The organism is Peribacillus sp. NPDC058002, assembly GCF_042886655.1.
Classification (GTDB): Bacteria; Bacillota; Bacilli; order Bacillales; family DSM-1321; genus Peribacillus; species Peribacillus aracenensis.
The window spans coordinates 1-11,753 of sequence record NZ_JBHVQU010000119.1; the positions used below are offsets into that span (position 1 = coordinate 1).

16 protein-coding genes and 1 tRNA gene are annotated in these 11,753 nt (G+C 39.5%); 7 read left to right on the forward strand and 10 right to left on the reverse strand.

The window, feature by feature from the left end; translation table 11 throughout:
• Positions 1–293 precede the first annotated feature (293 nt).
• Together ACFVSH_RS17800 and ACFVSH_RS17805 are read right to left on the reverse strand one after the other, a co-directional pair.
• A tRNA-Val gene (locus ACFVSH_RS17800) sits at positions 294–365 on the reverse strand.
• Positions 366–952: 587 nt separating this feature from the next.
• The gene (locus ACFVSH_RS17805) at positions 953–1,276 is read right to left on the reverse strand and encodes a hypothetical protein (protein ID WP_387707135.1); all 324 of its coding nucleotides are present in this window, start codon (positions 1,274–1,276) and stop codon (positions 953–955) included.
• Between the two features lie 310 nt (positions 1,277–1,586).
• On the opposite strand from ACFVSH_RS17805, the gene ACFVSH_RS17810 reads away from it, so the two are divergent.
• Positions 1,587–1,808 carry a hypothetical protein gene (locus ACFVSH_RS17810; protein WP_260284032.1) on the forward strand — a complete coding sequence of 74 codons (222 nt, stop codon included), beginning with the start codon at positions 1,587–1,589 and terminating at the stop codon, positions 1,806–1,808.
• A 17-nt stretch (positions 1,809–1,825) separates the two neighbouring features.
• On the opposite strand, the gene ACFVSH_RS17815 is transcribed toward ACFVSH_RS17810, so the two are convergent.
• Positions 1,826–2,383 (reverse strand): phosphatidylglycerophosphatase A family protein, encoded by a 558-nt coding sequence (locus ACFVSH_RS17815; RefSeq protein ID WP_387596170.1) that lies wholly within the window; start codon positions 2,381–2,383, stop codon positions 1,826–1,828.
• Between the two features lie 188 nt (positions 2,384–2,571).
• Here ACFVSH_RS17815 and ACFVSH_RS17820 point away from each other — a divergent pair, with 188 nt between their 5' ends.
• The 5 genes from ACFVSH_RS17820 to ACFVSH_RS17840 all read left to right on the forward strand — a co-directional run bounded on the left by ACFVSH_RS17820 (position 2,572) and on the right by ACFVSH_RS17840 (position 5,467).
• Positions 2,572–3,294, forward strand: a complete 723-nt coding sequence (locus tag ACFVSH_RS17820) for an alpha/beta hydrolase (protein WP_260284031.1) — start codon at positions 2,572–2,574, stop codon at positions 3,292–3,294.
• 89 nt (positions 3,295–3,383) lie between these two features.
• Complete coding sequence (locus ACFVSH_RS17825) at positions 3,384–3,899, forward strand: YjcG family protein (RefSeq protein ID WP_192203739.1); 516 nt, start codon at positions 3,384–3,386, stop codon at positions 3,897–3,899.
• A gap of 4 nt (positions 3,900–3,903) precedes the next feature.
• Complete coding sequence (locus tag ACFVSH_RS17830; protein WP_387596174.1) at positions 3,904–4,335, forward strand: GNAT family N-acetyltransferase; 432 nt, start codon at positions 3,904–3,906, stop codon at positions 4,333–4,335.
• A gap of 153 nt (positions 4,336–4,488) precedes the next feature.
• On the forward strand, positions 4,489–4,752 hold the full coding sequence (locus ACFVSH_RS17835; RefSeq protein ID WP_260284029.1) for a hypothetical protein: 264 nt from the start codon (positions 4,489–4,491) through the stop codon (positions 4,750–4,752).
• Positions 4,753–4,978: 226 nt separating this feature from the next.
• Entirely contained in the window at positions 4,979–5,467 is a 489-nt protein-coding gene (locus ACFVSH_RS17840) for a spore coat protein (protein WP_387596177.1), read from the forward strand.
• Positions 5,468–5,524: 57 nt separating this feature from the next.
• Here the strand turns inward: ACFVSH_RS17840 and ACFVSH_RS17845 are convergent, their stop codons facing one another.
• A complete protein-coding gene (locus tag ACFVSH_RS17845) occupies positions 5,525–5,821 on the reverse strand; it encodes a hypothetical protein (protein WP_387596180.1) in 297 nt (98 codons plus the stop codon).
• 152 nt (positions 5,822–5,973) lie between these two features.
• On the opposite strand from ACFVSH_RS17845, the gene ACFVSH_RS17850 reads away from it, so the two are divergent.
• A complete protein-coding gene (locus ACFVSH_RS17850; RefSeq protein WP_387707138.1) occupies positions 5,974–8,247 on the forward strand; it encodes an ATP-dependent helicase in 2,274 nt (757 codons plus the stop codon).
• 250 nt (positions 8,248–8,497) lie between these two features.
• Here the strand turns inward: ACFVSH_RS17850 and spoVIF are convergent, their stop codons facing one another.
• The 6 genes from spoVIF to ACFVSH_RS17880 form a co-directional block, all read right to left on the reverse strand.
• Positions 8,498–8,752 (reverse strand): sporulation-specific transcription regulator SpoVIF, encoded by a 255-nt coding sequence (gene spoVIF / locus ACFVSH_RS17855; protein WP_260284023.1) that lies wholly within the window; start codon positions 8,750–8,752, stop codon positions 8,498–8,500.
• 106 nt (positions 8,753–8,858) lie between these two features.
• On the reverse strand, positions 8,859–9,005 hold the full coding sequence (locus tag ACFVSH_RS17860) for a YjcZ family sporulation protein (RefSeq protein ID WP_260284326.1): 147 nt from the start codon (positions 9,003–9,005) through the stop codon (positions 8,859–8,861).
• A 101-nt stretch (positions 9,006–9,106) separates the two neighbouring features.
• Positions 9,107–9,463 carry a stage V sporulation protein AE gene (gene spoVAE / locus ACFVSH_RS17865; RefSeq protein WP_387596187.1) on the reverse strand — a complete coding sequence of 119 codons (357 nt, stop codon included), beginning with the start codon at positions 9,461–9,463 and terminating at the stop codon, positions 9,107–9,109.
• Positions 9,464–9,479: 16 nt separating this feature from the next.
• Complete coding sequence (spoVAD, locus tag ACFVSH_RS17870) at positions 9,480–10,505, reverse strand: stage V sporulation protein AD (protein ID WP_387596190.1); 1,026 nt, start codon at positions 10,503–10,505, stop codon at positions 9,480–9,482.
• 3 nt (positions 10,506–10,508) lie between these two features.
• A complete protein-coding gene (gene spoVAC / locus ACFVSH_RS17875; protein WP_387596193.1) occupies positions 10,509–10,979 on the reverse strand; it encodes a stage V sporulation protein AC in 471 nt (156 codons plus the stop codon).
• A gap of 15 nt (positions 10,980–10,994) precedes the next feature.
• Positions 10,995–11,492 carry a sporulation protein gene (locus ACFVSH_RS17880; protein WP_387707140.1) on the reverse strand — a complete coding sequence of 166 codons (498 nt, stop codon included), beginning with the start codon at positions 11,490–11,492 and terminating at the stop codon, positions 10,995–10,997.
• Between the last annotated feature and the right edge of the window lie 261 nt (positions 11,493–11,753).

Here is an 11,753-nt window from a genome sequence, read left to right on the forward strand (position 1 = left end):
GTGCCAGACTAGGGCATTCCAAAATAGGCATAACTATGGACCTGTATGGACATGCGCTTGAAAGTGCTGATGAAATAGCGGCTTCTCACTTTGATACAATACTGGAGAACAAAGAAATAAAGTAAAAGTAAAAAAATTATACGAGTAATCTTTGTAGAATCCTCTTTGCAAATTAGAAGTACTTTTTATTTGCCACCAATTTGCCACCAATTCATCTGTATTACTTCAAACTAAATATCCTGTTATATACAAAAAAACCTTGATATCACAAGGATACCAAGGCTCTGTTATAGTGACCTGTGAGGGATTCGAACCCACGACCCCTTCCCTGTCAAGGAAGTGCTCTCCCACTGAGCTAACAAGTCAATATGTAAATCAAGCTCTTTAGAGCTGCTTTTAAACCGTAATTAGTTGCTGACTTCTTTACTGGACAAGATTTATTATATAGTGGTATTCAAAATAAAACAAGTAGTTTTGCTAAAAAAGTTTTTATCGTAATGTGGCCTGGGAAGTTAATCCTTGAAAGTTGAAAGCTTGTAAGAATTCGTTCATATTTAAACCATTACATCTTAATGAGTTCCCTATATCCATTATCTCCAGATTTTTGTAAAGAAGCCCAATTGAGAAGGTATCTTTTCTTTGTAGTCCGATACTGTTGTTGTCTTTATTTTAGCCATAACACTGGGAGCTGACACTGAGTATGGTCATTGTTTTTATGAACTTGTTCAATAGAATTTACTATTTTTCCCGATAACCTTTTTTTGAACAAAGTCAAAGAAGAAAAGAAGCCAGCAGGATCTGACCCAAAAATTTCTCAGAATAGAATCCAACTACCCATTTATGAGGAGAATTCTAGGCTCCTACATATAAGATTTTCTCAACTTTAATTAATAAATATGATGTCTATGTGCTCAATCTAAGATTTAAGCAAAGAAAAGACAGGAAAAGATCTTTACATAGGAGAGGGGAATCTAGCAGCTTGAAAGTTGGTTAAAGGTGCCTCTGCTAAAATTTCTCCGTTTGCTCCTGCGCTAAATATTACTTGTACCCGATCTCCTGCTTGTAACTGAAGGATTGTAGTAACCGATAGTCTAATAGGTCTTGATTTTTTTCCAAAGAAGTCATTAACAATATCCATATCATCTCCGTTTACGTTAATTGAAATGGAGGCGGCATATCCTTCTTTTGAAGAAGGTATTTTTTTGTCTTTTGAAGAATGACTTTTTTTGCAATACGCATTTGCAACTATCTTTTTTGTTTTTTGAGGAATTATCACTTTTTCTTTTTGACTGACAAAATGAGACTTTTGCGGTTGGTTATCTCATAAATTCCATTCTCAGTAACTTCTCATCTCGTAAGCTTTATTAACTTGAAATCGTTAATTTTATGTGGAGTGAAAAACGACCAGCCTTCCCCGTCAATGAAGTGATCTCCCACTGAGCTAACTTGTCGTATGTAATGACTAATTGGGAAGGAAATATTTTATCTCAACACAAAAAAAGAACTAACGTTCCCTTTTCACTTGCATACAAAACATATGTTCGCATATAATGATAGCAAGCAAGTCAGCAAAGGAGTGACAGGGAATGAAATATATACTTCGTAAACATATGGAAGAAAATGCTCCATTGGAGATAATTTATCTCTCCGAACAAGGTAAGATTACGCAGCGGAAAATTCAAGTGCTTGAGGTTTATCCAGGCCATATTCACGCATTCTGTTTTCTAAGGCAGACAAAACGGACATTTAAAGTAGCCAATATCCTTTCTGCCCGCATCATTAAGACCAGGTTTGACAGGTCTGGATGAAGATTGTTAATCATGGTTCAACCTATTAACTCTTCCTCTTCCTGGATGTCCTTTTCCTGTTCAGTTAACGATTCTTCTTCATCCCTCAGACGATGAGCTAACCTTGAGGCGGCACTCGCGGCAATGCTTGCAACGATATCATCCAGGAAGGTATGCACGATTCCTTCTTGCTTCTTATCGAGTTCGTGTATGACGCCTATTTTATTTTTATCCAAATGGCCAAAGGTCGTTACAGCAATGCTTCCGTATCCGAGTACTGCACCAAAGGCAATCGTTTCATCCACTCCGAATAGCCCTTCATCAGACTCAACAATCGATTGCAGGGGTTCTGATAGCTTTTTTTGCTCTGCCAGTTTATCCAGCTCCACACCGACTAAAATGGCATGTTGAATTTCCCTTTTCAACAGGACACGCTCAACGCTGTGGATGCATTCCTCCAGCTTAAGATCAGCTTTATACGGGATCTGCAATTCATAAACGATTTTTGCAATTGACTCTACGCTGACACCACGCTCCAATAATGTTCGTTTAGCTGCCTTTGTTACTTCCCTGCTGTGTACATGTACATCTGCCATTTTATTCGCCACCTTTTTTGTATTATTTTTCTATATCCTTGTATTATAGCACCTTATAATTTAAATTTTTAGAAAATATAACGAAAATTTTATATTCTAAATTCTTGTCACGGGAAAAAGTCGCAAGGCTATGCTAAAATAATCAAGTAAGTTGTTTTTCATATTATTTATCATTGAGGTGCGGGAAAATGAGTTTACGCAAAGGCACAATTAAAGAGTACATGTTTAAAAGCGAAGCATTAGCTGAAGAATTGGAACTGCTTGTTTACTTGCCTGCTAATTTTTCGCCATTGTATAAATATTCGCTTGTGATTGCTCAGGATGGCCGTGATTATTTTCAAATGGGCCGAATTGGTCGGGTAGCAGATGAACTGTTAGGGAACGATGAGATCGAGAATATCATCATTGTCGGCATTCCCTATAAGGACCGCTTTGACCGCAGGCGCAAATATCATCCGGACGGGGAACAGCACATTGCATACATACGTTTTCTTGCCCATGAACTTGTCCCGTTTTTAGATGATGAATTCCCAACCTATCAAATGGGACATGGTCGAACTTTGATCGGTGACTCTCTTGGCGGTACAGTTTCTTTATTGGCCGCTTTGCAATACCCGCATACATTCGGGAAATGCATCATGCAGTCGCCACTTGCCAATGAAGCAGTAATGGACGCTGTACGTAATTTTGAGGATCCGCATCTCCTCGAACTTTATCATGTGATCGGGACCGGTGAAACAGCTGTTCCGACGACGGAGGGCAACAAGGCAAACTTCATAGAACCAAATAGGGAATTGCATAAATTAATAAATCAAAAAGGATTTCCTTGCTTCTATGAAGAATTTGAAGGTAATCATACTTGGAAATACTGGCAGGCAGATTTAAAACGAGCACTATTGGAAATGTTCTAATTTACTCGAAATCATCTCTTTGAGATGGTTTCAAGTAAAAACATGTCCAACTATAATACAACAATAAAAAAATATCAGGAGGTTTTATTATGAAATATGGTGTTGCAATTTTCCCTTCAAAAAAACTTCAAGATTTAGCTAACTCCTATCGCAAACGGTATGATACGAAATATGCTTTCATACCACCGCATCTGACGCTTAAACCAACGTTCGAAGCGACTGACATGGAAATTTCAACAATCGCGGAACAATTAAAAGGCATTGCTCAAAAGTGTAGCCCTTTTACGATGAGCGTTACGAAAACGAAGTCTTTCCAACCCGTAAGCAATACTATTTATTTCAAAGTGGAATTATCCGAAGGGCTTCAAGAGCTTCATGATGCACTTAACAATGAGGACTTCATAAAAAGTGAAAGTGAATATGCATTTGTCCCGCATATTACCATCGCTCAAGATTTATCGGATAATGAGCATTCTGATGTTTTAGGCCAATTAAGCATGCTTGACATCAGCCATGAAGAAGAGGTTAAACGAGTTCACTTGCTGTATCAACTTGAAGATGGGGCATGGACCGTTTATGAAACATTTAGATTAGGAGCTGAATGATTTCGTGTTTGTAAAAATCGCAGAGAACAGCCAAGAGCTTGAAAATGCATATTTGATTCGAAAAAAAGTGTTCGTCCAAGAACAAAACGTCCCTCTTGAAGAAGAGATCGATGAATATGAAAAAGAGTCCACACATTTCGTTTTATATGATGAGCAGCATCAGCCAATTGGTGCCGGCCGCTTCAGGGTCATTGATAACATCGGTAAAGTACAGCGCATTTGTGTACTATCCTCGGGCCGTAGGAATGGTGCCGGCGCCATGATCATGAATGCCATCGAGGAATACGCCATCCAGCAGGAAGTGCCTCAATTGAAGCTTGATTCCCAGGTGCATGCTATCCCTTTCTATTCAAAATTAGGGTATGAGATCGTTTCCGACGAATTCATGGATGCTGGCATTCCCCATAAAACGATGAAGAAAACCATTTTACGATAAAAAAAGCTGTCCTTTCAGTCTTCTGATTGGACAGCTTTTTTGTTCGTCCATGGACTTATATATAATTTTATAAAAAAAAACATTTGCGTTCAATGGCAATCTCCGCAAAAATACATATTCTATATATAGAAAGCAAGAAGGAGGGAAAATTTTATGGGTAACAATGATTTTAATCTGGAGGAGTCTCAAAAAAGACTGATGGAACTGCTGGTTTCGAGGACTATGAGAAAATATGGCTTCAAAAAGGAAAAAGTCGATCTAACTGAGAGAGAGAAAAACAACCTTAAAGAAACCATTCGTCATTTACAAGAGCAATCACAAAAAATCATTAACCAAGAAAAGAACATCACGGAACATGATGTTAATCCAGTTACAAATTCCATTCACAATAAATTCACGGATTCCAAAAATAAATGACGCACCATTATCACCCTACTTGCTGGCGAGAAATAAGTAAACCGAGACATAGCAGCACATACATTTCATTCCTAAAGCTCCAGCTTCTTTATTATTCATCCCCCACACACTAATACTTTCTCTAAGTATTTAAAAAATAGACGAATTAACTGATTTATTCGTCCAACCCGATTAATCATCAAAGCATATTTTAATAGGGAATAAAACCTAAGGAGGAAAAAACAACATGAACCAAAATGTATATCGTAGCAATTGTAACACTCATGATGATTCTGAAAGATCATGGTCGGCTCTAGATTCCGCTTCCAGACATCCCCTGACAGGATTCTGTAACGATGAGGAAACACAGATTGACCAAGAGGCAAAACAGGATAATAATCAAGTGCAGCTTTCTGAAGAACTTATTTACATTAAAGATTCTTGTAATGTAAATGTCACTTCAACGGATGTTAAAGCGGCCCTTTCTCTACAAACTGCCCTACAAGCTGCTATCGCGGTCATCGTAAGCATTTCCATTTCAGATTCTGATAATGCTGATAGGATCACTCAAGAATTAATCCAATCTTCTAATGTTCAACAAATCACGCGCCAAAAAACAATTGTTGAAAACAGCCGTGATATCGACATTACAACCACTGATGCACAAGTCGCTTTAAACATCCAACTATTACTGCAACTATTGTTAGCTCTAATCGTGGAAATTGACATTCTTTAAAAAAAATCAATACAAAAAGGACACTTCACGTGTCCTCTTTTGTCTTTCATGGAGAAACTAGACACATTTGTTGATAAACCTTCCTTTTCCTGTCATTCCGGCCGTAAAATCTTCACTTGCCTTCATGCCCACTTGATCTTTATATGTACCTGCTCCATATGTACTTACCCGATTATTATCTTGAATTTGTAGTAATCCTCCAATGCTTTCCCTTTCCCTTTCCAACATCTGATCAAAACGGATAGGTTGAATGGGTGCCGTTCCTTTAACAATTCTTACTTTCTCTGCAGCTTCGACAGTCCGGTTAGCATATTGAATATAATCAAATTGTGTGACAGGTGCTATGTATCCCATAGTAATCCCTCCTTATATTAAAATAGTTATGTTGTCATTCAATTACCCATCCGGAACCATAATTTAAACATGATTTCCGCATTCTTTTTTCCTAATCTTCTGGTATGATGAGTATTGCCGATATTTTTAATAGATTAGAGGTATCCATTTATATGAATCAAGCAAAATCTGGCAATGAAATCGTACATTTACATACCGTTTCAGCTGGTGAGCTGCAGACACTTTTTGAAAAAGGAAAACGTGATCAGCTTTCTTGTATCATTTGTCATAAACCAGTGAAATTATTTATTGGAATCCATGAGACACCTTATTTTTATCATAGTGACCCGTCGCAGGGACCCTGTGAAATACCCATTTCAGAACCGATGAACGAGGACAAGCCATTAGAATATATGGAACAGAATGGATTTAGGATTCCAACATCACGAACCATTACGGAAACGAAAACCATTACAGAACCTTTCCTTAAAAGCCGTCCCATAACCGGCAATCCGAAATTTTCAGATAAACCATTTGGTCTTTCACAATCAGTGGAACCATACTTTCAAGAATTATCCTCATCAGGGGTTGTACTCGATGCAGAGCAACTCAAGGCGGTAATGACGATCGATGGTCCAATTCTCGTCCTTTCAGGAGCAGGCAGCGGGAAAACCCGCGTATTGACGGTACGCACTGCCTATATGCTTACAGTGAAAAAAATTGATCCAAAAAGTATCATGCTTGTAACATTTACGGCAAAATCCGCAAAGGAAATGCAGCAGCGTCTGCTCGGCTATCCCTATATGACGCCTTCCCTTGTTTCTCAAATCGTTAGCGGGACCTTTCATAGCATCTTTTATAAAATCCTCATTTTCCATGAACCAGCTAAATGGCAGCGCGATTTTCTATTGAAGTGGGAATGGGAAAAAGAAAAGGTATTGAAACAAGCTGGAAGGGAATTGGAACTTGATGATAAGGAATTTGCATATGATCAAGCCCTTCAGCAAATCGGACTTTGGAAAAACTCTTTGGCCTTTCCAGAAGATATTCACCCTAAGGACGATTGGGAGAAATCATGTTTATTTTTATATAAGAAATATGAAGAATATAAAAAGCAAACAGGGAAGTATGATTTTGATGATATGCTTGTAGGCTGTTATGTATTTTTAAAAAATCACCCGGATTTTTTAAAGAAATATCAGCAAAGGTTTAACTATTTTTTGGTAGATGAATTTCAGGATATCAATAAAGTTCAATATGAATTGATAAAACTCCTCTCTGCTGAATCAAAAAATGTATGTGCAGTTGGAGATGATGATCAATCCATCTATTCATTCCGAGGAAGCGATCCGAAGTATATTTTGAATTTCAATCATGATTTCCCTCAATCCCAAGTTGTGAAGCTGACGGAGAATTACCGCTCCTCCCATGAAATTGTCGCTACAGCGAACCAATTGATCAAGCGCAACCAGAACCGGATGGAAAAAAAGATGAGGGCACAGCATGATTCAGGAAACCCTCCTGTTTTATTTTATCCTTATGATGAGGAATTGGAAGCAACGATGATCGTATCCGATATCCAAGAAAAAATATCCAAGGGAGCAAACCCTGGGGACTTTGCAGTATTGTACAGGACACATACGATGTCCAGGGCCATTTTTGAACGGCTAGCCGCTTCCAACCTGCCATTCGTCATTGAAAAGGATGCGGATTCGTTTTATCAGCGCAAGGTCATCCGCGGCATGCTTGCCTTTATGCGCTTGAGTTTGTTTCCTCATGACAGCAAGGCAGCATCAGATGTCCTTTCCTCCTTATTCTTAAAGCAAAGTATATTACAGGAGTTAAAAGCAATGACAATATTGCAGGATTGTGATTTTATCGATGCATTTGCTTTTGTTAAGACAGGACATGCTTTTCAAGAACGAAAATTAAAAACGATTCCAGGACAGATCCGCTCTTTAAAAATTATGTCTCCACTCGTAGCTTTAGAAATCATCGAGAAAGATTTAGGATACCAGGAATATGTAAAAAAACGCGGGAATGATGCGAACCTGGAAAAAGGATCCGATGACATCCGTGACTTAAAGGTGGCAGCAAATCGTTTTCCCACCGTCGCCGCTTTCCTTGAACATGTCGATCATATGACTGCGATGGTGCAAGAGATTAAACAGCTATCGAAACATTTTAAGGATGCTATACAGCTTACCACCATACACCGTTCCAAAGGGCTTGAATATAACACGGTTTATGTTCTTGCTGCTGTCGATGGCAGCATTCCTCATGATTTCGCACTTGAATCTTACCGTAAAGGGGAACTATCCCCTCTTGAAGAGGAAAGACGATTGCTCTATGTAGCGGCAACCAGGGCTAAAAAGGACCTTTACCTTTCCATCCTGCAAACTAGACGCGGACGGGCCGCCCATCCATCACGTTTTTTGAAGCTTTGACCAAAAGCTGATGCTCTCCATCTTGGGAAATGGAAGGATAAAACAAGATGGTCTTATATTTTAGATTTTCACTGTTTTATGAAACCCTTACTAAAATAAGAAATTTGCGATACTCCTGCCGAAAAACGAACTTGTCGGAACACTGCTAGATGCTTATGGCGAGGAGTTTGGCAGGCAGTCGGCAAATTTCTGGAAGCAACTGCAACTTTTTTTAAAAAAACTGAAGGCCTGCATGATAGCAGGCCTTTTTTCACTTTTTATTTATCATATTAGAAATAGTACCGAAATCCAGTTTATTCCCTTCAGCTACGATGGAATGGACGATTTTATCTTCCATTTCCTTATTGACCGGTTTGTTCGCTATTTTTGAAACACGCTTAATGACATTTCTAACAGTTGTTTCATCTTTGAAATTGGCTCCTTGCAGCGAGTTTGCCAATTCTAATACATCTTTCATATTTACGCCCGTTTTACCTTCTATGTTCTTGAAAAAGTTATTATCCATACCTAAGCCCCTCCCTTTTCTGTACCTATCCTATGGCATTATCAGAAAAATGGTGCTAGGCCCAAACAAAAAAAAGAATAGGCTTCTTCTGCCTATTCCTTTTACCTTAGCAGCAGAAAGAAGCCCCTACAATGATCAATAGAATAAACAATACAACGATTATCGCAAAAGTGGAACCGCCACCGTAGCCATAACCGCCGCCGTAGCCATAACCGCCGCCGCCACAACAACCGTAGCCACCAAAACCAAACATACATATCACCTCGCTCTCGCTAAAGCTTACTGATAACATATGTAGGTCTGGACAAATATGTATAGGCCATGTCCTAGTCCAGGCTGCCTATTTCCGCTTATTCATCCTTTTGGCCTGAAAACCAAAGCTCCGATGAATCCAAAGACGATTGCAGCAGAGATACCGGAACTCGTAATTTCAAACATACCTGTCAGTACGCCAACGAGCCCATGTTTTTCCGATTCTATCATCGCCCCGTTCACCAGCGAGTTGCCAAATGAAACGATCGGTACGGTCGCTCCAGCACCGGCAAAGTCAATTAGAGGCGCATATAATTCAAATCCGCCAAGAACAGCTCCTATTACAACGAACAAGCTTAACGTATGTGCCGGTGTCAGCTTAGCAACATCGAAAAGAAGCTGGCCGACGACACAGATCAAGCCACCGATGACAAAGGCCCAAAAAAACATTGCTAACATCCAAATCTCTCCTTTTTCATGAATTCATCCCATATTCAATGGCCACCGCATGGGCAATGCACGGAATCGTATCTTTTTGCTGGACGGAAAGTGGTGACAATAATGCTCCTGTTGCGACAAGCAGGATTTTTTTATATTTGCCAGAAATCATCTCATTTAATATATGACCGTATAAAACCACTGCCGAACATCCCGCACCGCTCCCGCCAGCCAAAACAGGCTGATCCTTTTTAAAAATCATCAATCCGCAATCCTTGAATTTTTCCTGATTGATGTCACAGCCCTTTTGCTTTAATAAGTCAATCGCTGTCTTCCACCCAATTTGCCCTAAATCACCAGTAATGATGAAATCATAATCATCCGGGGTCAAACCAGTATCTTTGAAATGGGCAAGTATCGTATCGACGGCCGCCGGGGCCATCGCTCCCCCCATATTGAAAGGATCTTTCAATCCCATGTCAATGACCTTTCCGATAGTGGCCGAGACAATGTGGGGAAATTCCCCTTGCTTGCTTCCATCAGGAGCAACCAGCGCCACCCCCGCTCCGGTTATCGTCCATTGAGCTGTAGGTGGTTTTTGCCCTCCATATTCAGTTGGATAGCGAAATTGTTTTTCTACAGCTGCATTGTGGCTCGAGGCACCTGTCAACACATAGTTAGCCCCGCCATAATTAGTTATGAAGGCAGCTAGAGCAAGCCCTTCCATTGAAGTGGAACAGGCTCCAAACAAGCCAAAATATGGAATCCCATTAGTTCTGGCTGCAAAGCTTGTAGGTGTAACCTGATTGATTAAATCACCCGCCAAAAAAAATTGTACCTGTTCCTTGTTGATCTTACCTTTTTCCAATGCAAGCTCAACCGCTTTTTCCATCAAATGTCGATGTGCCTTCTCATATGATTCCTGCTCCATCCACAAATCGCCGTATAGGATATCGAAATCACCCGCGATTTCTCCATTTGCTTCAAATGGCCCGCCTGTTACCCCTGTTTCCAAGATGACCGGTTTATTGGTAAACATCCATGTTTGTTCTCCCTTTAACACCGCTTAGCCCCCACTCATTTGATAAATTGTTTTTATCAACGCCACGACAAAGGCTGAAAATACTCCAAATAAAATGACAGATCCGGCCAATTTAAACATATTGGATCCAACACCAAGTACAAAACCTTCCGTCCGATGTTCGATTGCTGCAGAAATGACTGCGTTACCGAATCCTGTAACAGGGACGGCACTTCCTGCTCCACCGAACTGGCCAATGCGATCATAAAATCCAAAACCGGTCATCAATAGGGCCAGGAACACCATGGTGGCAGTTGTAGGACCACCGGCTGTCTGTTCCGTAAAGTTGAAAAAGTAAATATAGAAGTAGGAAATGGCTTGTCCGACCATGCAGAAAATGCCACCTACTAAAAAGGCTTTCAAACAATTCCTCACTATTGGTCTTTTAATTTCATGCTTCCCTTGGAGCTCTTGATACGCATTCTGCTGTGGGGTCGTTTTCTCTTTGCCACTCATAGCTGAACCTCTCTTCTAAGTTAATTCTTTTTGAAGTTCTTCAATTTCCTTGAACTTCTTCCTTGCCTTTTTCTCGGGTACATCTTTTTCTTTGAGTAACTCGTTCAATCTTACAGATTCCAAAAAGATTTTATAATCGCTCGATACGATAAAATCATTTCCGGGAAACTTCTCTTCCAGATTTTTAGTCACGGTCTTTTCAATCTTCTTCATATGAAAACGTTTCAGATGCTTAACTTTATAAGCGACGATAATCTTTTTTTCGTTTTTCACGACGATTACGTCATAGATGGAGTCTTCATTAGCAACTGTTTCCTTGACCTTTGAGATCAGTCCCTTTTCATCCTTCCCATCCATTCCATTAATGATATCCATCGGTTCAGGATTCGTACGCTTAATCATTGCTAAATTCTCCGTTTTTCCATCATTATGATTGCTGCATCCAGTAAGCACATACAAAACAACCATAAAAACCAGCAAGCTGCCCTTAAAATATCTTCCTTGTCTGAACATAGATTCACATCCTAATTTTTCGTTCTATTGTTATTTTCTTGTTTAACTGTTTTTTTATGAATGGTAGGATTAGGAAATAAAAAAACCTTTCCGAAATGGAAAGGTTTATTCAATCAATAGCCTTTATTTTTATTGTTATTATTACAGCCACAGTCTTTCTTGATTTTGACCGGTTGATCTTTTTTAATCGGTTTTGCATAAGCCCATGGATTCTGTTTCTGATTCAATTTATGACTCCTCCTTTAAGTTCTATACCATACC

Excerpts from the sequence above, each read along its gene's own strand:
- ACFVSH_RS17810 (WP_260284032.1), top strand. The coding sequence starts at position 1,587 with ATGAAATATATACTTCGTAAACATATGGAAGAAAATGCTCCATTGGAG.
- ACFVSH_RS17815 (WP_387596170.1), bottom strand. The coding sequence starts at position 2,383 with ATGGCAGATGTACATGTACACAGCAGGGAAGTAACAAAGGCAGCTAAA.
- ACFVSH_RS17820 (WP_260284031.1), top strand. The coding sequence starts at position 2,572 with ATGAGTTTACGCAAAGGCACAATTAAAGAGTACATGTTTAAAAGCGAA.
- ACFVSH_RS17825 (WP_192203739.1), top strand. The coding sequence starts at position 3,384 with ATGAAATATGGTGTTGCAATTTTCCCTTCAAAAAAACTTCAAGATTTA.
- ACFVSH_RS17835 (WP_260284029.1), top strand. The coding sequence starts at position 4,489 with ATGGGTAACAATGATTTTAATCTGGAGGAGTCTCAAAAAAGACTGATG.
- ACFVSH_RS17840 (WP_387596177.1), top strand. The coding sequence starts at position 4,979 with ATGAACCAAAATGTATATCGTAGCAATTGTAACACTCATGATGATTCT.
- ACFVSH_RS17845 (WP_387596180.1), bottom strand. The coding sequence starts at position 5,821 with ATGGGATACATAGCACCTGTCACACAATTTGATTATATTCAATATGCT.
- ACFVSH_RS17850 (WP_387707138.1), top strand. The coding sequence starts at position 5,974 with ATGAATCAAGCAAAATCTGGCAATGAAATCGTACATTTACATACCGTT.
- spoVIF (WP_260284023.1), bottom strand. The coding sequence starts at position 8,752 with ATGGATAATAACTTTTTCAAGAACATAGAAGGTAAAACGGGCGTAAAT.
- ACFVSH_RS17860 (WP_260284326.1), bottom strand. The coding sequence starts at position 9,005 with ATGTTTGGTTTTGGTGGCTACGGTTGTTGTGGCGGCGGCGGTTATGGC.
- spoVAE (WP_387596187.1), bottom strand. The coding sequence starts at position 9,463 with ATGTTAGCAATGTTTTTTTGGGCCTTTGTCATCGGTGGCTTGATCTGT.
- spoVAC (WP_387596193.1), bottom strand. The coding sequence starts at position 10,979 with ATGAGTGGCAAAGAGAAAACGACCCCACAGCAGAATGCGTATCAAGAG.
- ACFVSH_RS17880 (WP_387707140.1), bottom strand. The coding sequence starts at position 11,492 with ATGTTCAGACAAGGAAGATATTTTAAGGGCAGCTTGCTGGTTTTTATG.